Annotated in this window: 19 protein-coding genes; 17 read left to right on the top strand and 2 right to left on the bottom strand. The window is 60.7% G+C overall.

Annotated elements, in window-relative coordinates; genetic code table 11:
* Window positions 1-105 precede the first annotated feature (105 nt).
* From dksA to T3A99_RS14770, 15 genes are all read left to right on the top strand, one after another.
* Window positions 106-549 carry an RNA polymerase-binding protein DksA gene (dksA, locus tag T3A99_RS14840; RefSeq protein WP_047229844.1) on the top strand — a complete coding sequence of 148 codons (444 nt, stop codon included), beginning with the start codon at window positions 106-108 and terminating at the stop codon, window positions 547-549.
* A 233-nt stretch (window positions 550-782) separates the two neighbouring features.
* Complete coding sequence (gene gluQRS / locus T3A99_RS14835; protein ID WP_047229881.1) at window positions 783-1,673, top strand: tRNA glutamyl-Q(34) synthetase GluQRS; 891 nt, start codon at window positions 783-785, stop codon at window positions 1,671-1,673.
* Window positions 1,674-1,750: 77 nt separating this feature from the next.
* Complete coding sequence (locus T3A99_RS14830) at window positions 1,751-1,927, top strand: hypothetical protein (RefSeq protein ID WP_003176118.1); 177 nt, start codon at window positions 1,751-1,753, stop codon at window positions 1,925-1,927.
* The gene (locus tag T3A99_RS14825; RefSeq protein ID WP_160893587.1) at window positions 1,911-4,865 is read left to right on the top strand and encodes a sensor histidine kinase; all 2,955 of its coding nucleotides are present in this window, start codon (window positions 1,911-1,913) and stop codon (window positions 4,863-4,865) included. The genes T3A99_RS14830 and T3A99_RS14825 overlap by 17 nt, the downstream gene beginning before the upstream one ends.
* Window positions 4,866-4,887: 22 nt before the next feature.
* The gene (locus T3A99_RS14820; protein WP_076386346.1) at window positions 4,888-6,318 is read left to right on the top strand and encodes a sigma-54-dependent transcriptional regulator; all 1,431 of its coding nucleotides are present in this window, start codon (window positions 4,888-4,890) and stop codon (window positions 6,316-6,318) included.
* A 716-nt stretch (window positions 6,319-7,034) separates the two neighbouring features.
* On the top strand, window positions 7,035-8,432 hold the full coding sequence (locus T3A99_RS14815; RefSeq protein ID WP_047229847.1) for a polynucleotide adenylyltransferase PcnB: 1,398 nt from the start codon (window positions 7,035-7,037) through the stop codon (window positions 8,430-8,432).
* A gap of 3 nt (window positions 8,433-8,435) precedes the next feature.
* Window positions 8,436-8,921, top strand: coding sequence for a 2-amino-4-hydroxy-6-hydroxymethyldihydropteridine diphosphokinase (folK, locus tag T3A99_RS14810; protein ID WP_139051180.1), 486 nt, complete (start codon window positions 8,436-8,438; stop codon window positions 8,919-8,921).
* A 402-nt stretch (window positions 8,922-9,323) separates the two neighbouring features.
* The gene (gene panB / locus T3A99_RS14805) at window positions 9,324-10,124 is read left to right on the top strand and encodes a 3-methyl-2-oxobutanoate hydroxymethyltransferase (RefSeq protein WP_047229849.1); all 801 of its coding nucleotides are present in this window, start codon (window positions 9,324-9,326) and stop codon (window positions 10,122-10,124) included.
* Window positions 10,121-10,981, top strand: coding sequence for a pantoate--beta-alanine ligase (gene panC, locus T3A99_RS14800; RefSeq protein WP_047229850.1), 861 nt, complete (start codon window positions 10,121-10,123; stop codon window positions 10,979-10,981). Before panB ends, panC begins: the two co-directional genes overlap by 4 nt.
* Window positions 10,982-11,221: 240 nt before the next feature.
* Window positions 11,222-11,602, top strand: a complete 381-nt coding sequence (gene panD / locus T3A99_RS14795) for an aspartate 1-decarboxylase (protein ID WP_047229851.1) — start codon at window positions 11,222-11,224, stop codon at window positions 11,600-11,602.
* Window positions 11,603-11,918: 316 nt separating this feature from the next.
* Window positions 11,919-13,583, top strand: coding sequence for a glucose-6-phosphate isomerase (pgi, locus tag T3A99_RS14790; RefSeq protein ID WP_047229852.1), 1,665 nt, complete (start codon window positions 11,919-11,921; stop codon window positions 13,581-13,583).
* Between the two features lie 205 nt (window positions 13,584-13,788).
* Window positions 13,789-15,726, top strand: a complete 1,938-nt coding sequence (acs, locus tag T3A99_RS14785) for an acetate--CoA ligase (RefSeq protein ID WP_047229853.1) — start codon at window positions 13,789-13,791, stop codon at window positions 15,724-15,726.
* Between the two features lie 134 nt (window positions 15,727-15,860).
* Complete coding sequence (locus tag T3A99_RS14780) at window positions 15,861-16,877, top strand: class I SAM-dependent rRNA methyltransferase (RefSeq protein ID WP_107322949.1); 1,017 nt, start codon at window positions 15,861-15,863, stop codon at window positions 16,875-16,877.
* A gap of 119 nt (window positions 16,878-16,996) precedes the next feature.
* A complete protein-coding gene (locus tag T3A99_RS14775; RefSeq protein WP_322834508.1) occupies window positions 16,997-19,930 on the top strand; it encodes a DUF748 domain-containing protein in 2,934 nt (977 codons plus the stop codon).
* 1 nt (window position 19,931) lies between these two features.
* Window positions 19,932-20,228, top strand: a complete 297-nt coding sequence (locus T3A99_RS14770) for a DUF2845 domain-containing protein (RefSeq protein ID WP_047229856.1) — start codon at window positions 19,932-19,934, stop codon at window positions 20,226-20,228.
* 322 nt (window positions 20,229-20,550) lie between these two features.
* On the opposite strand, the gene T3A99_RS14765 is transcribed toward T3A99_RS14770, so the two are convergent.
* Both T3A99_RS14765 and T3A99_RS14760 read right to left on the bottom strand, forming a co-directional pair.
* Complete coding sequence (locus T3A99_RS14765) at window positions 20,551-20,904, bottom strand: BON domain-containing protein (RefSeq protein ID WP_047229857.1); 354 nt, start codon at window positions 20,902-20,904, stop codon at window positions 20,551-20,553.
* 280 nt (window positions 20,905-21,184) lie between these two features.
* Window positions 21,185-21,604, bottom strand: coding sequence for a pilin (locus T3A99_RS14760; protein ID WP_047229858.1), 420 nt, complete (start codon window positions 21,602-21,604; stop codon window positions 21,185-21,187).
* Window positions 21,605-21,829: 225 nt separating this feature from the next.
* On the opposite strand from T3A99_RS14760, the gene pilB reads away from it, so the two are divergent.
* Complete coding sequence (gene pilB, locus T3A99_RS14755) at window positions 21,830-23,530, top strand: type IV-A pilus assembly ATPase PilB (protein WP_047229859.1); 1,701 nt, start codon at window positions 21,830-21,832, stop codon at window positions 23,528-23,530.
* A 2-nt stretch (window positions 23,531-23,532) separates the two neighbouring features.
* Complete coding sequence (locus T3A99_RS14750; RefSeq protein WP_076386354.1) at window positions 23,533-24,750, top strand: type II secretion system F family protein; 1,218 nt, start codon at window positions 23,533-23,535, stop codon at window positions 24,748-24,750.

Genomic DNA, 24,750 nt, shown 5'->3' with positions numbered 1-24,750 from the left:
CCGATTTGATCTGGTAAGTTCGCCCGCTTGCAGCCGCAGGGCCGGCAGGTGTCGGTGATGGAGCAATCCTGCGTAGTGGATTACAAGAGTAGAGGCGGTCCATTCATGCCCACCCAAGCAAAGCAGAATCAAAATCAGTCGCTCAGCGGGTTTGAGCCGTACGTGCCGCAAGCTGGCGAAGAGTACATGGGCGCCCCCATGCGCGCGCACTTCACCAAGATCCTGAACAAGTGGAAACAGGACTTGATGCAGGAAGTCGACCGCACTGTGGATCACATGAAAGACGAAGCGGCGAACTTCCCTGACCCGGCCGACCGTGCCAGCCAGGAAGAAGAATTCAGCCTCGAACTGCGCGCCCGCGACCGTGAGCGCAAGCTCATCAAGAAAATCGACAAGACGTTGCAACTGATCGAAGACGAAGAATACGGTTGGTGCGAGTCCTGCGGCGTCGAGATCGGCGTCAAGCGGCTGGAAGCACGTCCGACCGCCGACATGTGTGTCGACTGCAAGACCCTGGCGGAAATCAAGGAAAAACAGGTCGGCAAGTAAATTGCCTGGGCTGTCATCGAAAAACGGAGCGTTCACACGCTCCGTTTTTTGTTTCTGATACTTACCGCACACCCGGTTCCCTTGTGGGAGCGAGCCTGCTCGCGATAGCGGTGGGTCAGCCACATCAATGCCCACTGATAAGACGCTATCGCGAGCAGGCTCGCTCCCACAGAGGGGTGGCTTCGTCAGCAGGATATGTATTCCAACAGCCCGGACCCAGTAACATTCGCTTTATGACCGCCACTGCCCCCTACATCGGCCGCTTCGCCCCCACACCCAGCGGCCACCTGCACTTTGGCTCCCTGGTCGCCGCGCTGGCGTCCTATCTGGATGCCCGGGCCGCGGGCGGGCGCTGGTTGCTGCGCATGGAGGACCTTGACCCACCACGGGAAGAGCCTGGCGCGCAAGCGGCAATCTTGAAGGCACTGCAAAGCTACGGGTTTGAATGGGACGGCGAGATGGTCCGTCAGAGTGAGCGCCATGAGGCCTACGACCAGGTCATCAATCGCCTGCTCAGCCAGGGTCTGGCCTATGCCTGCACCTGCTCGCGCAAACAACTGGAGCCGTATCAGGGCATTTATCCGGGCCTGTGCCGCAACGCCGGTCACGACACCAAAGACGCGGCCATCCGCCTGCGCGTTCCTGAGCTGGCATATCACTTCAACGACCGAGTACAAGGCCCGTTCCGCCAGCATCTGGGCCGTGAAGTCGGCGATTTCGTGATTCGCCGTCGCGACGGGCTCTATGCTTATCAACTGGCGGTGGTGCTGGACGACGCCTGGCAGGGGGTCACCGATATCGTGCGCGGTGCCGACCTGCTGGACTCCACGCCACGTCAGCTGTACCTGCAAGAGCTGCTTGGCTTGCCACAACCGCGCTACCTGCATGTGCCGCTGATCACCCAGCCGGACGGGCATAAACTCGGCAAGTCCTACCGCTCGCCACCGCTGGCGGCCGATCAGGCCACGCCATTGTTGTTGCGGGCACTGCGCGCGCTGGGCCAACAGCCAGGCCCCGAACGGGTCGACGCCAGCCCCCGGGACCTGCTGGACTGGGGCATTCGCCATTGGGATGCGGGGAAGATACCGCGCACTTTGACCCTGCCAGAGGCGCAAATACGTTGACGGCGCTTGCAGCTTGGCCCCCATCCGTTACCATCGCCGCACGTTTTCGGGCACGCGTTTAAAAAAGAGAGGCCGGGATGTACATCTATCGCTTGGTCCTGCTCCTGGTAGTGGGGATTTATCTGTTCTCCCCGGCCATCATGGATTGGTGGATCGACGCCACGGGTGCCTGGTATCGGCCCTATCTGCTTTGGCTGATCCTGATCGTCGTGACCTTCATCCTGCAGAGCCAAAAAGATGCCGATGAGCTTTAGCCTGACCCAGATGATCCTGATCAGCGCAGCCTACCTGGCAGTGCTGTTCGGCGTCGCCTGGATCAGCGAACGGGGCATGATCCCCCGGGCGATCATCCGCCACCCGCTGACCTACACCCTGTCGCTGGGCGTCTACGCCAGCGCGTGGGCGTTCTATGGCACGGTCGGGCTGGCCTATCAGTACGGCTACGGTTTTCTGTCCAGCTACCTGGGGGTATCGGGGGCATTCCTGCTGGCACCGGTGCTGCTCTACCCGATCCTGAAAATCACCCGCACCTACCAGCTATCATCCCTGGCCGACCTGTTCGCCTTTCGCTTTCGCAGCACCTGGGCCGGCGCGCTGACCACGATTTTCATGCTGGTGGGCGTATTGCCGTTGCTGGCCCTGCAGATCCAGGCGGTGGCCGACTCCATCAGCATCCTCACCCGCGAACCGGTGCAGCACCGGGTCGCACTGAGTTTCTGCGCGCTGATCATTCTCTTCACGATTTTCTTCGGTTCCCGCCACATCGCCACCCGGGAGAAACACGAAGGCCTGGTGTTCGCCATCGCCTTCGAATCGGTGATCAAACTGATCGCCATCGGCGGCGTCGGCCTCTATGCCCTGTACGGCGTATTCGATGGCCCGCAACAACTGGAGCTGTGGCTGCTGCAGAACCAGACCGCCCTCGCCGCCCTGCACACACCTCTGCAGGAAGGGCCGTGGCGCACGCTGTTGCTGGTGTTCTTCGCATCAGCGATCGTCATGCCGCACATGTACCACATGACCTTTACCGAAAACCTCAACCCGCGCTCGCTGGTGAGCGCGAGTTGGGGCCTGCCGCTGTTCCTGCTGCTGATGAGCCTGGCGGTGCCGCTGATCCTGTGGGCCGGACTGAAGCTGGGAGCCAGCACCAATCCTGAGTATTTCACCCTCGGCATCGGCATCGCCGCCAACAGCAAGGCCCTGGCGTTGCTGGCCTACATCGGTGGCCTGTCGGCGGCCAGTGGCCTGATCATCGTTACCACGCTGGCGCTGTCGGGCATGGCGCTCAACCATCTGGTGCTGCCGCTCTACCAGCCGCCGGCCGAGGGCAATATCTACCGCTGGCTGAAATGGACCCGCCGCGCACTGATCGTCGCCATCATCATGGCCGGCTACGGCTTTTACCTGATGCTGGGCGACGGACAGGACCTGGCCAACCTCGGCATTGTCGCGTTCGTCGCCACCTTGCAGTTCCTGCCCGGCGTACTGTCGGTGCTGTATTGGCCAACAGCCAACCGCCGTGGTTTTATCGCCGGTCTGCTCGCGGGGATCCTGGTGTGGCTGGTCGCCATGCTGTTGCCACTGCTGGGCAACATGCAGGGCTTCTATATCCCGTTGCTGAACATGATCTACGTGCTCGACGACACCAGTTGGCACATGGCGGCCATCGCCTCACTGGCGGCGAACGTGCTGATGTTCACCCTGATTTCACTGTTCACCAACGCCAGCAGCGAAGAGGCCAGCGCCGCCGAAGCCTGCGCGGTGGACAACGTTCGCCGCCCTCAGCGCCGGGAACTGCACGCCGCCTCACCCCAGGAGTTCGCCACGCAACTGGCCAAGCCCCTGGGCGCCAAGGCCGCGCAAAAAGAAGTCGAACAGGCCCTGCGCGACCTCTACCTGCCCTTCGATGAACGCCGTCCATATGCCCTGCGTCGCCTGCGGGACCGGATCGAAGCCAACCTGTCCGGCCTGATGGGCCCCAGCGTGGCCCAGGACATGGTCGAGACGTTCCTGCCCTACAAGGCCGGCGGCGAGAACTATGTCACTGAAGACATCCACTTCATCGAGAGCCGTCTGGAAGACTACCACTCGCGCCTCACCGGCCTGGCCGCCGAACTGGACGCCTTGCGCCGTTATCACCGCCAGACCTTGCAGGAACTGCCGATGGGCGTGTGCTCCCTGGCCAAGGACCAGGAAATCCTGATGTGGAACAAGGCCATGGAAGAACTGACCGGAATCGCCGCCCAGCGCGTGGTCGGTTCACGCCTGAGTACCCTGAGTGAGCCGTGGAAAGGCCTGCTGCAAGGCTTCATCGACCTGCCGGATGAGCATTTGCACAAGCAGCACCTGGCCCTCGACGGCCAGACTCGCTGGTTGAACCTGCACAAGGCGGCGATCGACGAGCCGCTGGCGCCGGGTAACAGTGGCCTGGTATTGCTGGTGGAAGACCTCACCGATACTCAGATGCTCGAAGACAAGCTGGTCCACTCCGAACGGTTGGCAAGCATCGGTCGGCTGGCCGCCGGGGTGGCCCACGAAATCGGCAACCCGATCACCGGCATCGCCTGCCTGGCGCAAAACCTGCGCGAAGAGCGCGAGGACGACGGCGAACTGACGGAAATCAGCGGCCAGATCCTCGAACAGACCAAGCGTGTGTCACGTATCGTCCAGTCGCTGATGAGCTTCGCCCATGCCGGCGGCCACCAGCACAACGACGAGCCCGTCTGTCTGGCCGAAGTGGCCCAGGACGCCATTGGTCTGCTGGCCCTGAACCGGCGCAATTTCGAGGTGCAATTCTTCAACCTGTGCGACCCGGATCACTGGGTCGACGGCGATCCCCAGCGGCTCGCCCAAGTACTGATCAACCTGCTCTCCAACGCCCGCGACGCCTCACCTGCGGGCAGCGCGGTGCGGGTCAAGAGCGAAGCCAGCGAACACACGATCGACCTGATCGTCGAAGACGAAGGCAGCGGTATCCCCCAGAACATCATGGACCGATTGTTCGAACCTTTCTTCACCACCAAGGACCCGGGCGAAGGCACCGGTCTGGGCCTTGCACTGGTCTATTCCATCGTTGAAGAGCATTATGGACAAATCACCATCGACAGCCCGGCCGATGTACAAAGCCAACGCGGCACCCGTATACGGGTGACCTTGCCGCGTCATGTCGAAGCGACGTCCGCTGTGAACTGAGACCGTCGAGAGAATCGAATCAATGCCGCACATTTTGATCGTCGAAGACGAAACAATTATCCGCTCCGCCTTGCGCCGCCTGCTGGAACGCAATCAGTACCAGGTCAGCGAAGCCGGTTCAGTGCAGGAAGCACAAGAACGTTTCAGCATTCCAACGTTTGACCTGATCGTCAGCGACCTGCGCTTGCCTGGCGCCCCCGGCACCGAACTGATCAAGCTCGGCCAGGGCACGCCGGTGCTGATCATGACCAGTTACGCCAGCCTGCGCTCGGCGGTGGACTCCATGAAAATGGGCGCGGTGGACTACATCGCCAAGCCGTTTGACCACGACGAGATGCTCCAGGCCGTGGCCCGCATCTTGCGCGACCGACAGACGGCGGCCAGCCATGCGCCGGAACCGGCGAGCAAGGCGACAGCCTCCACCAAAGGCGGCGCCGGCAACCATAACGGCGAAATCGGCATCATCGGCTCCTGCCCGCCCATGCAGGACTTGTACAGCAAGATCCGCAAAGTGGCGCCCACCGACTCCAATGTCCTGGTCCAGGGCGAGTCCGGCACCGGCAAGGAGCTGGTAGCCCGGGCGCTGCATAACCTGTCCCGACGGGCCAAGGCCCCGATGATTTCGGTGAACTGCGCGGCGATCCCGGAAAGCCTGATCGAGTCCGAACTGTTCGGTCACGAAAAGGGTGCGTTCACGGGTGCCAGCGCCGGGCGCGCCGGGCTGGTGGAAGCGGCGGACGGCGGGACGCTGTTCCTCGATGAAATCGGTGAACTACCCCTTGAAGCCCAGGCACGTTTGCTGCGGGTGCTTCAGGAAGGCGAGATCCGTCGGGTCGGGTCGGTGCAGTCGCAGAAAGTCGACGTGCGCCTGATCGCGGCCACGCACCGCGATCTCAAGAGCCTGGCGAAGATCGGCCAGTTCCGTGAAGACCTGTATTACCGTTTGCACGTCATCGCCTTGAAGCTGCCGGCCCTGCGCGAGCGTGGCGCCGACGTCAACGAAATCGCCAATGCTTTCCTTGCCCGCCAGAGCGCGCGGGTCAACCGCACCGATCTCAAGTTCGCCCCGGATGCCGAACAGGCCATCCGTCACTACGCCTGGCCGGGTAACGTTCGAGAGCTGGAAAACGCGGTAGAGCGAGCAGTGATCCTCTGCGAGAGCCCGGAAATCTCGGCCGACCTGCTAGGCATCGACATCGAGCTCAGTGACCTGGACGATGACGAGTTCATCGGCCTGGCCCCGCAACAGGGTGGTGCCAACAACTCCAGTCACGAGCCTACCGAAGACTTGTCCCTGGAAGATTACTTCCAGCATTTCGTCCTCGAACACCAGGACCACATGACTGAGACCGAACTGGCGCGCAAGCTGGGGGTTAGCCGCAAATGCCTGTGGGAACGCCGCCAGCGCCTGGGTATCCCACGCCGCAAGACCGGGGTCGCCAGCGAAAGCTGAGGTGCGCGGGTAACACCGCCCAATGTGAAAAAACTGTTACCTCAGCTTTTTCACGTAACAGAAGCCGGGGTTTACGGTAACGAAACCCCGGCTTTTTTTCGCCCCGAAAAAACCAACAACCCCGCCAGCCCCCCGACTTTGCTGGGGTTTGCAAAAGTTGGCACGCACCCTGCTATAGCTTTGGTACAAGAACAATAACAAACCGTGTAAACGACAATAAAAATAAGACGAATCGACTCACGCACAATAAAAACAAGACGGCGAGAGGCGCAGCTAACTGATTCTTTTGGAGAGGCGTTGTATTTGGGGCTTGCCCCACAACCAGGCCGAGAACAATAAAACTGTCCCAAGACAGGTGCCTGAACTGGTTGGATCGATTGATCACTGCAACACAGCGACCAAAGCAATCCGTTTGCTCTTGACTCCCGAATGGGAGTGTCACGCAGGGAAAACCTCGTGGCGCGGGCACTCAACAAAAACAAGAAGCCCGAAATCAATAATAAAAACAGAGCACGCAACTAATTCTGGGGGAGCTTCGGCTCCCCCTGTGGTTTCTGTCGTTCCGTCTCCCCCGCAGCCTACAAAGCTTGTAGCTTGAGGCTTGCAGCTCAAAACTCCTGTGTCCTACACCATCCCTCGACTAAATGCTAGAATCCCCGCCCATCATGCGGTCACTCTTCGTTTTTGGCCGAATATTCCTTCAAACAGTGCATCCCATGCTGAAGAAGCTGTTCCAGTCATTCCGTTCTCCCTTGCGTCGTACGCAACACATTCGCAGCACGCCTGAAGTGCTCAACAGTGGCCAGCATTCGTTGCAAAAGGCCCAGTTCAGCCGTTACGCGGTGAACATCGTCGAACGCCTGCAGAACGCCGGCTACCAGGCTTATCTGGTGGGCGGATGTGTGCGTGACATGCTGCTCAACATCACGCCCAAGGATTTCGACGTCGCCACCAGCGCCACGCCGGAACAGATCCGCGCCGAATTTCGCAACGCACGGATCATTGGCCGGCGCTTCAAGCTGGTCCACATCCACTTCGGCCGCGAAATCATCGAAGTGGCGACATTTCGCGCCAACCACCCGCAAAACGATGAAGAAGAAGACAGTAGCCAGTCTTCGCGCAACGAGAGCGGGCGCATCCTGCGCGATAACGTCTACGGCACGCTGGAAGAAGACGCGCAACGCCGCGACTTCACCATCAACGCCCTGTATTACGACCCGGTCAGCGAACGCATCCTCGACTACGCCAATGGCGTACACGACATCCGCAATCGCCTGATCCGCCTGATCGGCGACCCCAAGCAGCGTTACCAGGAAGACCCGGTGCGCATGCTGCGAGCCGTGCGTTTCGCCGCCAAGCTGGATTTCGGCATCGAAAAACACAGCGCCACGCCGATCCGCGAATTGGCGCCGATGCTGCGGGAAATCCCGTCGGCCCGTCTGTTCGAGGAAGTGCTCAAGTTGTTCCTGTCGGGCAACGCGGCGGACACCTTTGAAATGCTGGTGGACCTGCAACTGTTCGACCCGCTGTTCCCGGCCAGCGCCGAAGCGCTGGAGCACAACCCGACCTACACCCACACCCTGATCAGCGAAGCGTTGATCAACACCGATCTGCGCATCAAGCAGAACAAACCGGTGACCCCGGCCTTCCTGTTTGCCGCACTGCTCTGGCCTGCCCTCCCGGCCCGGGTGCTGCGCCTGCAGGAGCGCGGCATGCCGCCAATCCCTGCCATGCAGGAAGCCGCCCACGAGCTGATCAGCGAACAGTGCCAGCGTATCGCGATTCCGAAACGCTTCACGATGCCGATCCGCGAAATCTGGGACATGCAGGAACGCCTGCCACGGCGCAGCGGCAAACGTGCCGACCTGCTGCTGGACAACCCGCGTTTCCGGGCTGGCTACGACTTCCTGCTACTGCGTGAAAGCGCCGGCGAACAAACCGATGGCCTCGGTGAATGGTGGACTGACTACCAGGACGCCAACGACAGCGAGCGCCGCGACATGATCCGCGAACTCAGTGGTAAGGACGACGGTGCCAGCGGCCCGCGCAAGCGTCGTCGCAGCAGCGGCGCCAAGCGTAAACGTGCCGGTGTCCCGAGCGCTTCGGACGAGTAATCGATGGAGCGCATCTACATCGGCATGGGCAGCAACCTCGCCGAGCCCTCCGAACAATTGCGCAGCGCTGTCCAGGCGCTGGCGCAACTGCCCGACACGCAACTGACGGGCGTGTCAGCGTTCTACCAGAGCGACTCCCTGCTGCCTGGCCAGCCACGCTACACCAATGCGGTCGCGGCGCTGGACAGTCGCCTGGCGCCGCTGGACCTGCTCGATGCGCTGCAAGCCATCGAAACCGGGCAAGGTCGCGAACGCCTGGAGCGCTGGGGTCCGCGCACCCTGGACCTGGACATTCTCCTGTTCGGCGATCGCCTGATCGACGAGCCCCGCCTGAAAGTCCCTCACTACCACATGCACGCCCGGGCCTTCGTACTCTATCCCCTCGCAGAACTGGCACCCGCCGACCTGCGCCTGGCCGATGGAAGGCTGCTCAAGGACCTGCTTGCAGCGTGCCCGTTTGTCGGCCTGGAACGCTTGCCCTCCAACTGACGTAGATAGCCTGTGGGAGCGAGCCTGCTCGCGACAGCGGTGATTGAACCATTGCAAATGTCGACTGACACACCGCAACCGCGTGCAGGCTCGCTCCCACAAGATTCGGACCCTACAGTCACTTTCGAGACTCTCCCCCACGCTGAAACGCATCAGTAACCCCGGTAACACCCGGCGGTAACACATCCAATTGACTTCCCGGGTACTCCTCACGACTATAGGCGTCCCGTCGCCGCCAACGCGGCGCTAAAGGGCGCAATCCAGGCCTTACAAGCACCACGCATAGAGGGTGCGCCTGTATAAATGACGAATCATGCGCGTTACTCGCAGTAGTTCAAGGAGGTGTTCTCAGTCAGGGAAACCGATTGAGAACATCCCCTGGCGCCTAATGAGGACTTTTTCATGCCAGCTATTACCCTGACCACGCTGCAAGGTCTCAAGCAAAAAGGTGAAAAAATCACCATGCTGACCTGCTATGACGCAACCTTCGCCCACGCCTGCAATGAGGCCGGTGTCGAAGTGCTGCTGGTGGGCGATTCCCTCGGCATGGTGCTGCAAGGTCACGACAGCACGCTGCCGGTGACCACCGCCGAGATGGCCTATCACGTGGCCGCCGTCAAACGCGGTAACACCGATGCACTGATCCTTGCCGACCTGCCATTCATGGCCTACGCCACCCTCGAACAAACCATGACCAACAGCGCCATGCTGATGCAGGCCGGCGCCCACATGGTGAAAGTAGAAGGCGCGTTGTGGCTGGCCGATTCCATTCGCCTGCTGGCCGAACGCGGCATCCCGGTGTGCGCACACCTGGGCTTGACGCCCCAAGCGGTGAACATCCTCGGTGGCTACAAGGTTCAGGGCCGCAATGAAAACCAGGCCCGTCAGATGCGCGCCGATGCGATCGCGCTGGAGCAGGCGGGTGCCGCGATGTTGCTGCTCGAATGCGTGCCCAGCGAACTGGCGGAGGAAATCACCCAGGCGGTGAAGATCCCGGTCATCGGCATCGGCGCCGGCAGCGCCACCGACGGCCAGGTACTGGTGCTGCATGACATGCTCGGCTTGTCGATCACCGGTCGCGTACCCAAATTCGTGAAGAACTTCATGGCCGGGCAAGCGACCATCCAGGCCGCCCTGGGCGCCTACGTTGCCGAAGTCAAAGCGGCGACCTTCCCTGGCGTCGAGCACGGATTTTCTGCATGAACACCGTCAAAACCGTACGCGAACTGCGGGCCGCCGTGGCCCGCGCCCGCAGCGAAGGCAAACGCATTGCTTTCGTGCCGACCATGGGCAACCTGCACAGCGGCCATATGGCGCTGATCACCAAAGCGGCGCAGCGGGCCGACTTCGTGGTGGCGAGCATTTTCGTCAACCCGCTGCAATTCGGTGCCGGCGAAGACCTGGACAAATACCCGCGCACTTTGGCTGCCGATCAGGAAAAACTGCTCCAGGCCGGCTGCCATCTGCTGTTCGCTCCAACCGTCGAAGAGATGTACCCCGACGGCATGGCCGGACAGACCCGGGTCAGTGTCCCGCAACTGTCCGAAGGCCTGTGCGGCGCCAGCCGTCCGGGGCATTTCGAGGGCGTGGCAACGGTGGTCAGCAAACTGTTCAACATGGTCCAGCCTGACCTTGCGGTGTTCGGCCAGAAGGACTTCCAGCAACTGGCGGTGATCCGCGCGCTGGTCCATGACCTGAACATGCCGATTCAGATCATCGGTGAGCCGACCGTTCGCGCCGAAGATGGTCTGGCGCTGTCGTCACGCAACGGCTTCCTCAGCCCTGAACAACGCGCGGTGGCACCCGTGGTCTATCGCAGCCTGAGCCAGATTGCCGAGGCGATCAGGCTGGGGCGGCGGGATTTCCCGGTGCTGGTGGCCGAGCAGGTCAAGCAACTGGAAACTGCCGGCTTGCGTCCTGATTATCTGGAAGTCCGCCACGCCCGTACCTTGCGTCCGGCCACGGCCGAGGATCGTGATCTGGTGATTCTGGTTGCCGCTTTCCTGGGCACCACCCGGTTGATCGATAACCTGCACCTGGACCTCGACGCACTCGCCTGAACACCCTAGCCCAATGGGGGCCTTGTGGGAGCCAGGCTTGCTCGCGATAGCAGTCTAAAAGTCGACATATGTGTTGAATTTGACGGCGTCATCGCGAGCAAGCTTTGCTCCCACAGCCTTCGCTTCCACAAGGGATAGACGGTGTTTTACAGACTGCATTCTCACATCTCTTGTGTATTGCTGCCTCCAGAGCCTTCGGGCAAACTGCCCGCCGTTCGGACCCGACCAGAGGAAACATTCATGCACGCCATCATGCTCAAGGCCAAGCTGCACCGCGCCGAAGTCACTCACGCCGTGCTCGACTACGAAGGCTCCTGCGCCATTGATGGTGAGTGGCTGGACCTGTCGGGTATCCGCGAATACGAACAGATCCAGATCTACAACGTCGACAACGGTGAACGCTTCACCACCTATGCAATCCGTGGCGAAGAAGGCTCGCGAATGATTTCGGTCAACGGCGCTGCGGCGCACAAGGCCAAGGTGGGTGACCGGGTGATCATCTGCGCCTACGCCCATTACAGCGAAGCCGAACTGGCCAACTTCAAGCCCCGCATGCTGTACATGGCCCCGGGCAACGAACTGAGCCACACCAGCAATGCCATCCCGGTTCAGGTCGCCTGACCGAACCCTGTGCCGCTTCCTCGGTGTGCAAGCTTGGGGAGCACGCTTTGCTCCCACAGCGGGCATTCCCCAGAATAGGGACTTTGTGCCAGGGAACATCGCCGCGCTTCCGTCTGTCGGACCAATCCCGCCCCTGTTGTATAAAAAAGTACCGGGAAACGGTCTGACAAAGCCAAGACAGATCGCAACGCGAGGTTTACTGTAGTCGCCCTGTGCCCATAGATCGTGTCGACGCAGTTGTCCGGACGCCCCCTGAGGCCATGCCGGAATTTTTAGTGTACAAAAGGTCGTTCAAGTAAAAAGGAAACCCGCAGCGATGGCGTATTACCGAACCCCTCACGACGTGACCGCTCTGCCTGCTTGGCAAGCGCTGAATGACCACCGCAAAGCCATGCAGGATTTCAGCATGCGCGAAGCGTTCCATGCCGATCCGCAGCGTTTCAATCAATTCACTCTGTCGAGCTGCGGCCTGTTTCTCGACTACTCAAAGAACCTGATCAACGCCCAGACCCGTGACCTGCTGGTGTGCCTGGCCAATGAAGTCGACCTCAAGGGCGCGATCAAGGCGCTGTTCGAAGGCGAAATCGTCAATGCCTCCGAGAGCCGCCCGGCCCTGCATACCGCGCTGCGCCGCCCTGTGGGCGATAAACTGCTGGTGAACGGCGCCGACGTCATGCCCGACGTACACAAGGTGTTGAACCAGATCACTGATCTGGTGGGGCGCATCCATGACGGCCTGTGGCGCGGCTACACCGAGAAACCGATTACCGACGTGGTGAACATCGGCATCGGTGGCTCTTTCCTCGGCCCGGAACTGGTCTCCGAAGCGCTGCTGTCTTACGCGCAAAAAGGCGTGCGCTGTCACTACCTGGCGAACATCGATGGCAGCGAGTTCCATGAACTGACCATGAAGTTGCGCGCCGAGACCACGCTGTTCATCGTCTCGTCGAAATCCTTCAACACCCTCGAAACCCTGAAGAACGCCCAGGCTGCCCGTGCCTGGTACCTGGCCCAGGGCGGCTCCGAAGCCGAGCTGTACCGCCACTTCATCGCCGTATCGAGCAATAACGCCGCCGCCGTGGCTTTCGGCATCCGCGAAGAAAACATCTTCCCGATGTGGGATTGGGTCGGCGGGCGCTACTCGCTGTGGTCAGCCATCGGCTTGCCGATCGCCCTGGCCATCGGCATGTCGAACTTCAAGGAATTGCTCTCCGGCGCCTATTCCATGGACCAGCATTTCCAGAGCGCGCCGTTCGAACAGAACATGCCGGTACTGCTGGCGCTGCTGGGCGTGTGGTACGGCAACTTCTGGGGCGCGCAAAGCCACGCGATCCTGCCGTACGACCACTACCTGCGCAACATCACCAAGCACTTGCAGCAACTGGACATGGAATCCAACGGCAAGAGTGTGCGCCAGGACGGCACTCCGGTGTCTACCGACACAGGTCCTGTGATCTGGGGCGGCGTCGGTTGCAATGGTCAGCACGCCTACCACCAGTTGCTGCACCAGGGCACCCAGTTGATCCCGGCAGACTTCATCGTGCCGATCGTCAGCTTCAACCCGGTTTCCGATCACCACCAGTGGCTGTACGCCAACTGCCTGTCCCAGAGCCAGGCACTGATGCTGGGCAAGACCCGCGCCGAAGCCGAAGCGGAACTGCGTGACAAAGGTGCGAGCGAAGAAGACGTGCAGAAACTGGCCTCCCACAAGGTGATCCCGGGCAACCGTCCGAGCAACACCTTGGTGGTCGAACGCATCAGCCCACGTCGCCTTGGCGCATTGGTAGCGCTGTATGAACATAAAGTGTTCGTGCAAAGCGTGGTCTGGGGTATCAACGCGTTCGACCAATGGGGCGTGGAGCTGGGCAAGGAATTGGGCAAGGGCGTCTACAACCGTCTGGTGGGCAGCGAAGAAAGCGCGGCCGAAGACCCTTCGACCCAGGGCTTGATCAACTACTTCCGCGGGCGTCATCGCGGCTGATCCTCAAGTAGTTATCAAGGCCCGCGTTACCTTTGTGGGAGCGAGCCTGCTCGCGATGGCGGTGGATCAGTTGACACAGATGTTGACTGACACAGCGCCATCGCGAGCAGGCTCGCTCCCACAGTTGATTTGTACATGACTTGAACCCTCCGGCTACTCGGCGCATCTTTATGACTTGTCGCAAAAACAAGAATAAGGAACCGTCATGTTCGATATCAGCCAGTACCCCCAAGCCGATGCCGTCCGCCGGGCTGCGCAACTGAGTCAGGACGAGTACACGCGGCTCTACAAAGAATCCATCGAACATCCCAGCGCTTTCTGGGGCGAGCAGGCCACGCGCTTTCTCGACTGGATGACGCCTTGGCAAACCGTCCAGCGCTATGACCTCAAGATCGGCGACGCCACCTGGTTCGCCGGAGGCAAGCTGAACGTCAGCGCCAACTGCATCGACCGTCACCTGGAGACACGTGGCGACCAGACGGCGATCATCTGGGAAGGCGACAACCCCGCCGAATCGGCAGAAATCACCTACAAAAAACTTCATCACCATGTTTGCCGCCTGGCCAACGTGCTGAAAAGCCGCGGCGTGAAGAAAGGCGATCGGGTCTGCATCTACATGCCGATGATCCCTGAAGCGGCCTACGCCATGCTTGCCTGCACACGGATTGGCGCGGTGCATTCGGTGGTGTTCGGCGGTTTTTCACCGGACTCGCTGCGCGACCGGATTCTCGACGCCGATTGCCGCACCGTGATCACAGCCGACGAAGGCGTGCGCGGCGGACGATTCATACCGCTCAAACGCAACGTCGATAAGGCCCTGGAAAGTTGCCCGAACGTCAGCACCGTGCTGGTGGTCGAGCGCACCCAGGGCGAAGTGGCCTGGGTCGAAGGCCGCGACCTGTGGTACCACCAGGCCATGCACGACATGAGCGACGATTGCCCGCCGGAACCGATGGACGCCGAGGACCCGCTGTTCATCCTCTACACCTCCGGCAGCACCGGCAAGCCCAAGGGCGTACTGCACACCACAGGTGGTTATCTGCTGCAAGCGGCGATGACGTTCAAGTACGTGCTCGATTACCGCGACAACGAAGTGTTCTGGTGCACCGCCGACGTCGGTTGGGTCACCGGTCACAGTTACATCGTCTACGGCCCGCTGGCCAACGGCGCCACCACGCTGATCTTCGAAGGCGTACCGAGCTACCCCAGCAGTTCGCGCTTCTGGCAGGTGATCGACAAACATCAAGTCAATATTTTCTACACCGCGCCGACGGCCCTGCGAGCGCTGATGCGCGAAGGTGCCGGACCGTTGCAGGAAACGTCGCGCAAAAGCCTGCGATTGCTCGGCAGCGTCGGTGAGCCGATCAACCCGGAAGCGTGGGAATGGTACTTCAACGTGGTCGGCGAACAGCGCTGCCCGATTGTCGACACCTGGTGGCAGACCGAGACCGGCGGCATCATGCTCAGCCCGCTGGTGAGTGCGCCGCGGCTCAAGCCGGGCTGCGCCACCCGACCGATGTTTGGCGTGCAACCGGTGTTGCTGGATGAAACCGGCAAGGAAATCCATGGCGCCGGCAGCGGTGTGCTGGCGATCAAGGCGAGCTGGCCGGGGCAGATTCGCAGCGTTTATGGCGACCACTCCCGCATGGTCGACACCTATTTCAAGCCCTACCCCGGCTATTACTTCACCGGCGACGGCGCCCGTCGAGACGAAGATGGCGATTACTGGATCACCGGGCGCATCGACGATGTGATCAACGTCTCCGGTCACCGCATCGGCACTGCCGAAATAGAAAGTGCCTTGGTGCTGCACGACAACATCGCCGAAGCGGCAGTGGTCGGTTACCCCCACGACCTCAAAGGCCAGGGCATCTACGCTTTCGTCACGCCGATGGACGGAATCGAGGCCAACGACGCGTTGAAAAAGGAATTGCTGGACCACGTCAGCAAGGAGATCGGCAGCTTCGCCAAACCGGAACTGATCCAGTGGGCGCCGGCACTGCCCAAGACCCGCTCGGGCAAGATCATGCGGCGCATCCTGCGCAAGATTGCCTGCAACGAGCTCGACAGCCTCGGTGATACCTCGACCCTGGCCGATCCAAGCGTGGTGGAGGGGCTGATCGACAAGCGCCTTAATCGCTGAGCGAATGACTCGGTTCCCCTGAGGCATCGAGTCCTTGCGTCGCTGGACTGTGGGAGCACAGCTTGCTCCCACAAATCCCCTCGCCACAGAAACTGCTAAACTCCCGCGCCTCATTTCCTTAAGGCGCGCCCGGCATGTCTTCCTTGAATCAGGCGCTGCGCGCCGCCCTCGATCAGCGCCAGGACCTGCTCGGCCAATTGCACCAGCAAGGCACCGATTGCTATCGCTTGTTCCATGGCAGCCAGGAAGGCGCCCCTGGCCTGACGGTCGACCGCTACGGCCCGCAATTGCTGGTGCAAAGTTTCCATCAGTCACTGGAACGCGATGCCTTGCTGCAATTGCACGGTATCGTCAACGAGTGCCTGGGCCTGGACACCCTGCTGGTCTACAACGATCGCGCCCGGGGCAATTCGCGCGTCGACCGCCAGGACACCGTTTACCAGGCTGACGAAGCCGCCCTGCAAGACCTTGTCGGCCGTGAATGGGGCCTGAACTACCGCGTGCGCGGGCGCCATGCCGGGCAGGATCCATTGCTGTTTCTCGACCTGCGCAACGCCCGGGGCTGGGTCAAGGAACACAGCCGTCACAAAAGCGTGCTGAACCTGTTCGCCTACACCTGCGGCGTCGGCCTGAGCGCCGCGGCCGGTGGCGCGCGCGAGGTGTGCAACCTGGACTTTGCCGAAGGCAACCTGGCGGTGGGGCGCGAGAACGGTTTGCTCAACCCTGATCTGCCGCCCATGGATTTCGTGCAATCGGATTACTTCCCGGCCATCCGCCAACTGGCCGGCCTGCCCATCAGTCAGCGACGCGGGCAGAAGCTGCCAGGTTATGTGCGCCTGGAGCAACGCCAGTACGACCTGGTGTTGCTCGACCCGCCCGCCTGGGCCAAGAGCGCGTTCGGCACTGTCGACCTCTTGCGCGATTACCAGAGCCTGCTCAAGCCGGCGCTGCTCACCACCGCTGAAAATGGCGTGCTGATCTGTTGCAACAACCTGGCAAAAGTCTCCATGGACGACTGGCGCGAGCAGGTGCTGCGCTGCGCGGAAAAGGCCGGCCGCCCGGTGCGCGAATGGAAAATACTGACACCCGGCAGCGATTTCCCCTCGCTGGACCAGCAGCCGCCACTCAAGACGTTGATCCTTCAGCTCTGAACCAGCGGTTCAACTCCTACGCCGAAAACGGACAAATCTGATAAATCACAGTGGCTTCGGAACCGTAAACGCATGCCATACTCCAAGGCACTCCGAATTCACACCAGATGAAGCCGCACATGCCCAAAGGATTGATTCGCGCTTTCGGCGCCCTGTTGACCGTACTGGCCCTCTACAGCCTGCTGGGTTTTCTGATATTACCCGGTGTCGCCTTGCGGATCGCCAATCAACAACTGGCCGACCATGCAACGGTGCCAGCCCAGATTCAGCGTATCGAGCTCAATCCCTTCAGCCTCGAAGTCACGCTTTGGGGCCTGAATGTCGGCGAACCGGGCAAGGAGCAGATAGCCTTCGAGCGGCTGTACACCAACCTGCAGCTCGACAGCCTCTGGTCCGGTGCCCTGCACCTGACCGATATCGAGCTGGACAAGCCCAAGACCGAGATCATGTTCGCCAAGGACGGTCAGTTGAACCTGTTGGGCCTGTTCAAGCTGCCGGCCAGCGAAACCACCCCGGTCGACCCCGACGCCAAGCCGTTTCCCCTGCGAATCGACCGGATCAAACTGGCCGGCGGTTACCTGCATTTTCAGGACCTGCGTCCCAGCGAGCCCATCGAGTTTCTGTACGACACCCTTGATTTCGAGCTCAAGAACCTCAGCACACTGCCCGACGACAACGCCGACATGACCCTGGTGGCCGTCAGCCCTCAAGGCGGTCGGGTCGACTGGACCGGCAACTTCAGCCTCACGCCGATCGCCTCCGAGGGCAAGATCAAAGTCACCGACGGCCAGATGAAAGTCTGGTGGCCCTACGTACGCGACGCGGTACCGCTGGTGCTGGAAAACGGCGTGCTGAACCTGAGTACCGACTACAAGCTCAACCTGGCCAAGGGCACCGAACTGCTGCTCAACAACGTGGCCGTCAGCGTGGCCCCCTTCTCCATCAAGGCGCCGGATGGCCGTCCATTGGCGAAGCTCGAACGCCTGGATGTGAGTGATACAACCGTCGACCTGGCCAAGCAACAAGTCATCGTCGGCAAGATCCGCAGCCAGAAGCTGGAAACCTGGGCCGCGCGCGAGGCGGATGGGCAACTGGACTGGCAAAAACTCTTCGCCAGTCAGCCGGCCAAACCGCAGGTCAAGGTCGAACCGGCGTCGGCCCCGGCAGCCGCCGACTCGCCCGAGCCTGAACCCCAGGCACCGAGCAAGCCCTGGCAGGTGCTGTTGAAGGACGTGCAACTGCGCAATTACCAGGTGCACCTGGCCGACCGTCAGGCGCAGCCGGCGGTGGCCCTGGAGGTCGGCCCGCTGAACCTCGACCTGCAGAACTACGACACCCTCAACGGCTCACCCTTTACCCTCAAGCTGGATACCGGGATAGGCAAACAGGGCAAGATCCTGGCTGACGGCGAGGTCAACCTGAACCCGATCACCGCCCGGCTCAAGGTCAAGACCCAGGACATCGACCTGCGGGTCGCCCAGGCCTACATCAACCCGTTCATTCGCCTGGAACTGCGCTCCGGGATGCTCGGCAGCGACCTGGCGGTGGACCTCAAGAGCACCGAGCCGCTGGCATTCGCCGTCACCGGTCGAGCCCAGGTCGATCAACTGCACACCCTCGATACCCTCAGGACCCGGGACTTCATCAAGTGGAAACAGTTGGTGCTCGAAGGGCTCAACTATCAGCACGGCGACAGCCTGTCGATCGACAAGGTCAACCTGTACCAGCCTTACGCGCGATTCATGATCAACCCAGACCGCACCACCAACGTCGATGACCTGCTGATCCCGCAACCGGCCGACAGTGGTACGAACAACAGCCCGGCAAAACCGGCATCCCAGGAGAAACCGCTGGGCATCCACGTCGGCGGCATTGCCATCAACGATGGCTCGGCCAACTTCGCCGACTTCAGCCTGACGCCGAACTTCGCCACGGCTATCCAGCAGCTCAACGGCCAGATCGGCACCATCGACAGCCGCCAGGCCAAGCCGGCCACCGTGGACATCAACGGCAAGGTCGACCGCTACGCGCCTGTCACCATCAAAGGGGCGCTCAACCCCTTCGACCCGATGGCCAGCCTCGACATTGCCACCAGTTTCAAACGGGTCGAACTGACGACCCTGACACCCTATTCCGGCAAATTCGCCGGCTATCGCATCCGCAAGGGCCGACTCAACCTCGACCTGCACTACCGGATCACCAAAGGCAAGTTGCTGGCCGACAACAAAGTGGTGGTCGAGCAACTGCAACTGGGGGAAAAGGTCGACAGCCCGGACGCCGTGAGCCTGCCGCTCAAGCTGGCCGTCGCGCTGCTGAAGGACTCCGAAGGCAGGATTTCCATCGAGCTGCCGGTTTCCGGCGACCTCAATGATCCGCAATTCAGCGTGATGCCAATTGTCTGGCAAACCCTGCGCAACCTAGTGGTACGGGCGGCCCAGGCGCCATTCAAACTCATCGGTGGGCTGGTGGCCGGGGGTGCCTCGCAAGACTTGGGCAGCGTGTCATTCGCCCCGGGCTCAAGCGAACTGAACCCGGACAACGAAGGTACGCTGCTCAAGTTGTCCGAAGCCCTCGGTAAACGTCCGGAGTTGCGCCTGGAGATCGAAGGCACCGCCGCCCAAAGCAGCGACGGTCCGCTGCTCGCCGCCCAGCGTCTGGAACGCGAATACCAGTACAACTACTACAAGATGCTGCAGCGCAGAGGCGACAAAGTCCCTGCCAAGGCCTCGCTGCTGGAGGTGCCCGAGGATGAAAAGGCACCGCTGCTCGAAGGCATCTATCGCACCCGTCTCAAGACCCAGCCACCGGTCGAATGGACGCAACTGGATAAAAAGGCGCGCACGGAAAAACTGCGCGAAGGCGTGATCTCGTTCTGGAGTGGCAACGAAGTGCTGTTGCGCCAGCTGGGACAGGAGCGCGCCAGCAGCATCAAGGATTTCCTGGTGGACAAAGGGCAATTGGCTGATGACCGTGTGTATTTCATCGACGCCAGCCTCGGTCAGGCCGAAAGCGACGGGCGCGTGATCACCCCCATGCATCTGGATGCCGAATAAGATGAAACGTCTGTACGGGCTTAGCCTGATCTTGCTGCTCGCCAGCGGCCAGACGTCGGCAGCCGATACATTGCGCTGTGGCAGCCAGTTGATCAGCGTCGGTGACCGCTCCAGCGAAGTCCTGCAAAAATGCGGGCAACCCGCGGCGCGGGATGACCTGGGCTACAAACGCAGCGTCAATCGCCGGGAAGAATACCCGGTGGAAGAATGGACCTACGGCCCCAACAGTGGCATGTACCAGTACCTGCGTTTCGAGGGGAATCGGTTGGTGCAGATCACCAGCAAGCGGGGGCGCTGAGCGGTTCTGTCATTCAGTTGAGATGGCGTGGGATGTGCTGCCGCCAATCGCGAGCAGGCTCCCTCCCACATTCGAACGCATCTTGCCGAAGAAGCTCGTCCACTGTGGGAGCGAGCCTGCTCGCGAAATCGGCCAGTCGATTTCCCAGATGGGTCCCTGAATACTTTTCCATTGCGCAATAGAACAGGCCCCCGGCACGAATGCCGGGGGCCTGTAATGGCCACTTCCGTGTGGCCTTCGCATGAACTCCAAAGCAACGGCAAACGTATGTCTCAGCCCGCTTGCCGTGCCTTCTCCCGGTCCAGGCGAGAAGCCTTGAGTCTTACTCGGATTTCAGGCCGTCAGCCGAAACGTCTCGGACGCCTTTGATTTTCTTGGTAATCGCCACGGCGGTGTCTTTTTGCGCGTCGGTCAGAACAGTAGTCGACGACAGCGACACTACGCCTTTATTGGTTTCTACCTTGATATCGGAACCTGGGATGCCTTTTTCAGTGACCAGATCGGCTTTGACCTTGGTGGTGATCCAGGTATCAGAAACGTCTTCTTTGGCTTCTGTCACTTCACCAGCAGCCAGCATCATCGGAGCCTGAGTTGCTTGAGTGGTCTCGGCGAAAGCGCTAGCCATGGTCAGAGTCAGGGCGGTGGCAGCTGCGGCAGTGATAGCGAACTTCTTCATACGAGTAACTCCTGTTTTTCTCAAAAACTGCCGGAGGTGTTTCCCGGCAGGGTTATCAGGAGTAGTGCGAAGGCTGTGCCAGTTTTCACGAATTAATTAATTCTTTTAAAATCAACTAGTTAAGCGAAACGGCAATTTTCACAATCATGCAAAATGCATGGCCTGCTGATTTGGGACATGCAAGTTGCGGCTTTTTCGGCGCTCCCTAAGTTTATGAATTGTTGAGGTTTTCCTGGGCAAGGGGAAAAGCCCCTCGCCACCGGCTCAACCAGACCCAAAATCAGGGTGCAGCGGCCCCCGTGCAACCGGCGGGCAAGAATTCCTGGACGGCCGTCGAAGCGCAGGTCCAGACACCGGCTGCTGAACGGGAAAGGGTGATTGCCTTGCCGAGAACGGGAGCTGGCGCATTCAGCAGGGTGCATGCAATGGTTCCGGTTCCGTCCGCTGCAGTACCTGAAGCGGTCAGCGTGCAATTGCTGGTGGGCGATGTTCCGCCGATGTTGGCTAACGTCGGGTTGGTTCCCTGGTTCATGACGTCCTCGAACGGCACCTTCAACGCGGAGACTTCCGCCAGCCCCGCCGTAGCTTTCGCCCGCGCTTGATACTTGGAATACTGCGGCAACGCAAACGTCGCCAGGATGCCGATGATCGCCACAACGATCAGCAACTCGATCAAGGTAAAACCGTTTTGCTTATTCATAGATAATCTCCAAAGCATGAGGTGGAGTCTCATGACCTGAGGAGGCCATTGCATGGCATGTGCCAACCCTGTCGCGCCCGCTGGCAAGGGACTTCGACCCGCCGCGTCCCTATGTCCTACCCCAACAAGCGCACTATCTGACGTTTTTTGTCACTGCGCCCCGCTGGTTTGGTCTGGATGCTTGACTAGGCTATAAGTCATGAACTGTCCGCCTCCGGGATTCCCATGAATGACATCGCCTTAAGCGGTCTGGCCAAGCAATTGGTGCTGGCCGAACTGATCACCGAGCAAAGTGCGCAGCAGGCGTACCAACAAGCCCAAAGCAGTCGCATGCCCCTGGTCAGTTACCTGGTGCAGAACAAACTGGTCCAGAGTCGCCAGGTGGCGGAAATTGCCTCGGAGCATTTCGGCGTGGCCCTGCTGGACCTCAACAGCCTGGACAAGGAAACCCAACCCACCGGCCTTGTCAGCGAAAAACTGGTGCGCCAGCACCACGCCCTGCCGCTGTGGCGGCGTGGCAACAAGCTGTTCGTGGGCATCTCCGACCCCACCAATCACCAGGCCATCAATGACATTCAGTTCAGCACCGGCTTGACCACCGAAGCCATTCTGGTGGAGGACGACAAGCTCAGCGACGCCATCGAAAAGTTTTTCGAATCCACCAGCACCGGCCTGGAAGGCATGGGCGATGTCGACCTCGACGGCCTGGACATCGAGTCGATCGATGATCACAAGCAAGACTCCATCGCCGGCCAGGACACCGACGATGCGCCGGTGGTGCGGTTCGTCAACAAGATGCTGCTGGACGCGATCAAGGGCGGCTCCTCCGACCTGCACTTTGAACCCTATGAAAAAATCTACCGGGTGCGGGTGCGTACCGACGGCATGCTGCGAGAGGTGGCCCGCCCGCCGATCCAGTTGGCCACCCGCATCGCCGCGCGCCTGAAGGTCATGGCCAGCCTTGATATTTCCGAGCGGCGCAAACCCCAGGACGGGCGCCTGAAAATGCGCCTGTCGAAAAACAAGTCCATCGACTTCCGGGTCAACACCCTGCCGACGCTCTGGGGTGAAAAAGTGGTGATCCGGATCCTCGACCCCTCCAGCGCGCAGATGGGTATCGATGCCCTGGGCTACGAGCCGGACCAGAAAGAGCTGTACATGGCGGCGCTCAAACAACCACAAGGGTTGATTCTGGTGACCGGGCCCACCGGCTCTGGCAAAACCGTGTCGCTCTATACCGGGCTCAATATCCTCAACACTGTGGACATCAATATTTCCACCGCTGAGGATCCGGTGGAAATCAACATGGAAGGCATCAACCAGGTCAACGTGAATCCGCGCCAGGGTCTGGATTTCGCCCAGGCCCTGCGCTCGTTCCTGCGCCAGGACCCGGACGTGATCATGGTGGGCGAGATCCGCGACCTGGAAACCGCCGAAATCGCCATCAAGGCCGCCCAGACCGGACACATGGTGCTCTCCACCCTGCACACCAACAGCGCCGCCGAAACCCTGATCCGCCTGCACAACATGGGCATTCCCGGCTTCAACATCGCCACGGCGGTCCACCTCATCATCGCCCAGCGACTGGCGCGCAAGCTGTGCCCACATTGCAAAAGGGCCATCGAAATTCCCGAAGAAACCCTGCTCAAGGAAGGCTTCCCCCGGGAACGCATCGGCTCGTTCACGATCTATGAGCCGGTCGGTTGCGAACAGTGCAACAACGGCTACAAGGGGCGCGTGGGGGTGTACGAAGTGGTCAGGAATACGCCCGAGCTGCAACGGCTGATCATGGCCGAGGGCAACTCGTTGGAAATCGACCTGCAAATGCGCAAGGACGGTTTTAATGACCTGCGCGCCTCGGGACTGCTCAAAGTGATGCAAGGCATCACCAGCCTCGAAGAAATCAACCGGGTCACCAAGGATTGAACATGGCGGTCAAGGCAATAAAAACCGACGTTTACACGTGGGAAGGCAAAGACCGCAAAGGCACGAAAATGACCGGCGAACTGACTGGGCAGAGCCCGGCCCTGGTCAAGGCCCAGTTGCGCAAACAAGGCATCAACCCAGGCAAGGTTCGCAAGAAGTCCACCTCGATATTCAGCAAGGGCAAGCGTATCAAGCCATTGGATATCGCCCTGTTCACTCGTCAGATGGCGACCATGCTCAAGGCCGGCGTGCCCTTGTTGCAGGCGTTCGACATCATTGGCGAAGGCTTCGACAACGCCAACATGCGCAAGCTGGTGGACGAGGTGAAACAGGAAGTCGCCGCCGGCAACAGCTTCGCCGCGTCGTTGCGCAAGAGCCCGCAATACTTCGACGAACTGTACTGCAACCTGGTGGACGCCGGTGAACAGGCCGGCGCCCTGGATACGCTGCTGGAGCGCGTCGCGACCTACAAGGAAAAAAGCGAAGCCCTCAAGGCCAAGATCAAGAAGGCCATGACCTACCCGGCGGCCGTGGTGCTCGTCGCCGCCGTGGTCACGGGTATTCTGCTGGTCAAGGTGGTGCCGCAGTTCGAATCGGTATTCTCCGGGTTCGGCGCCCAACTGCCGGCCTTCACGGTGATGGTCATCGGCCTGTCGGAGTTCATGCAGCAGTGGTGGTGGATGCTGCTGGGCGGCGCGGTGGCGGCGTTCTTCGGTGTCAAACATGCACTCAAGCGCTCCCAGGGCTTGCGTGACTGGCGCGATAAATGGCTGCTCAAACTGCCGCTGATCGGCACCCTGATGTACAAATCCGCCGTGGCCCGCTACGCCCGGACCCTGTCCACGACATTCGCGGCCGGCGTGCCGCTGGTGGAAGCCCTGGACTCGGTATCAGGCGCCACCGGTAACGTGGTGTTCAAACGCGCGGTACAACGCATCCGGCAGGATGTCTCGACCGGCATGCAATTGAATTTTTCCATGCGTGCTTCAGGCATATTCCCGAACATGGCGATCCAGATGACCGCCATCGGCGAGGAGTCCGGCGCGCTGGACGACATGCTCGACAAAGTGGCGAGCTTTTATGAAGCCGAGGTGGACAATCTGGTGGACAATCTCACCAGCCTGATGGAACCGTTCATCATGGTGGTCCTGGGGGTGGTCGTCGGCGGCCTGGTGGTTGCCATGTACCTGCCCATCTTTCAACTCGGCTCTGCGATCTGA

Source organism: Pseudomonas sp. N-137 (genome assembly GCF_034555295.1).
Classification (GTDB): domain Bacteria; phylum Pseudomonadota; class Gammaproteobacteria; order Pseudomonadales; family Pseudomonadaceae; genus Aquipseudomonas; species Aquipseudomonas rhizophila.
Note: the sequence above shows the minus strand (reverse complement) of the source record. Positions and strands in the feature narration are given on the sequence as shown.

What these genes read in the sequence shown, in the direction of transcription:
- T3A99_RS14750 (WP_076386354.1), top strand. Translation starts at nt 23,533, where the DNA reads ATGGCGGTCAAGGCAATAAAAACCGACGTTTACACGTGGGAAGGCAAA.
- T3A99_RS14830 (WP_003176118.1), top strand. Translation starts at nt 1,751, where the DNA reads ATGTACATCTATCGCTTGGTCCTGCTCCTGGTAGTGGGGATTTATCTG.
- acs (WP_047229853.1), top strand. Translation starts at nt 13,789, where the DNA reads ATGTTCGATATCAGCCAGTACCCCCAAGCCGATGCCGTCCGCCGGGCT.
- panD (WP_047229851.1), top strand. Translation starts at nt 11,222, where the DNA reads ATGCACGCCATCATGCTCAAGGCCAAGCTGCACCGCGCCGAAGTCACT.
- folK (WP_139051180.1), top strand. Translation starts at nt 8,436, where the DNA reads ATGGAGCGCATCTACATCGGCATGGGCAGCAACCTCGCCGAGCCCTCC.
- panB (WP_047229849.1), top strand. Translation starts at nt 9,324, where the DNA reads ATGCCAGCTATTACCCTGACCACGCTGCAAGGTCTCAAGCAAAAAGGT.
- gluQRS (WP_047229881.1), top strand. Translation starts at nt 783, where the DNA reads ATGACCGCCACTGCCCCCTACATCGGCCGCTTCGCCCCCACACCCAGC.
- T3A99_RS14760 (WP_047229858.1), bottom strand. Translation starts at nt 21,604, where the DNA reads ATGAATAAGCAAAACGGTTTTACCTTGATCGAGTTGCTGATCGTTGTG.
- T3A99_RS14770 (WP_047229856.1), top strand. Translation starts at nt 19,932, where the DNA reads ATGAAACGTCTGTACGGGCTTAGCCTGATCTTGCTGCTCGCCAGCGGC.
- T3A99_RS14765 (WP_047229857.1), bottom strand. Translation starts at nt 20,904, where the DNA reads ATGAAGAAGTTCGCTATCACTGCCGCAGCTGCCACCGCCCTGACTCTG.
- T3A99_RS14780 (WP_107322949.1), top strand. Translation starts at nt 15,861, where the DNA reads ATGTCTTCCTTGAATCAGGCGCTGCGCGCCGCCCTCGATCAGCGCCAG.
- dksA (WP_047229844.1), top strand. Translation starts at nt 106, where the DNA reads ATGCCCACCCAAGCAAAGCAGAATCAAAATCAGTCGCTCAGCGGGTTT.
- T3A99_RS14825 (WP_160893587.1), top strand. Translation starts at nt 1,911, where the DNA reads ATGCCGATGAGCTTTAGCCTGACCCAGATGATCCTGATCAGCGCAGCC.
- T3A99_RS14775 (WP_322834508.1), top strand. Translation starts at nt 16,997, where the DNA reads ATGCCCAAAGGATTGATTCGCGCTTTCGGCGCCCTGTTGACCGTACTG.
- pgi (WP_047229852.1), top strand. Translation starts at nt 11,919, where the DNA reads ATGGCGTATTACCGAACCCCTCACGACGTGACCGCTCTGCCTGCTTGG.
- T3A99_RS14815 (WP_047229847.1), top strand. Translation starts at nt 7,035, where the DNA reads ATGCTGAAGAAGCTGTTCCAGTCATTCCGTTCTCCCTTGCGTCGTACG.
- pilB (WP_047229859.1), top strand. Translation starts at nt 21,830, where the DNA reads ATGAATGACATCGCCTTAAGCGGTCTGGCCAAGCAATTGGTGCTGGCC.
- panC (WP_047229850.1), top strand. Translation starts at nt 10,121, where the DNA reads ATGAACACCGTCAAAACCGTACGCGAACTGCGGGCCGCCGTGGCCCGC.
- T3A99_RS14820 (WP_076386346.1), top strand. Translation starts at nt 4,888, where the DNA reads ATGCCGCACATTTTGATCGTCGAAGACGAAACAATTATCCGCTCCGCC.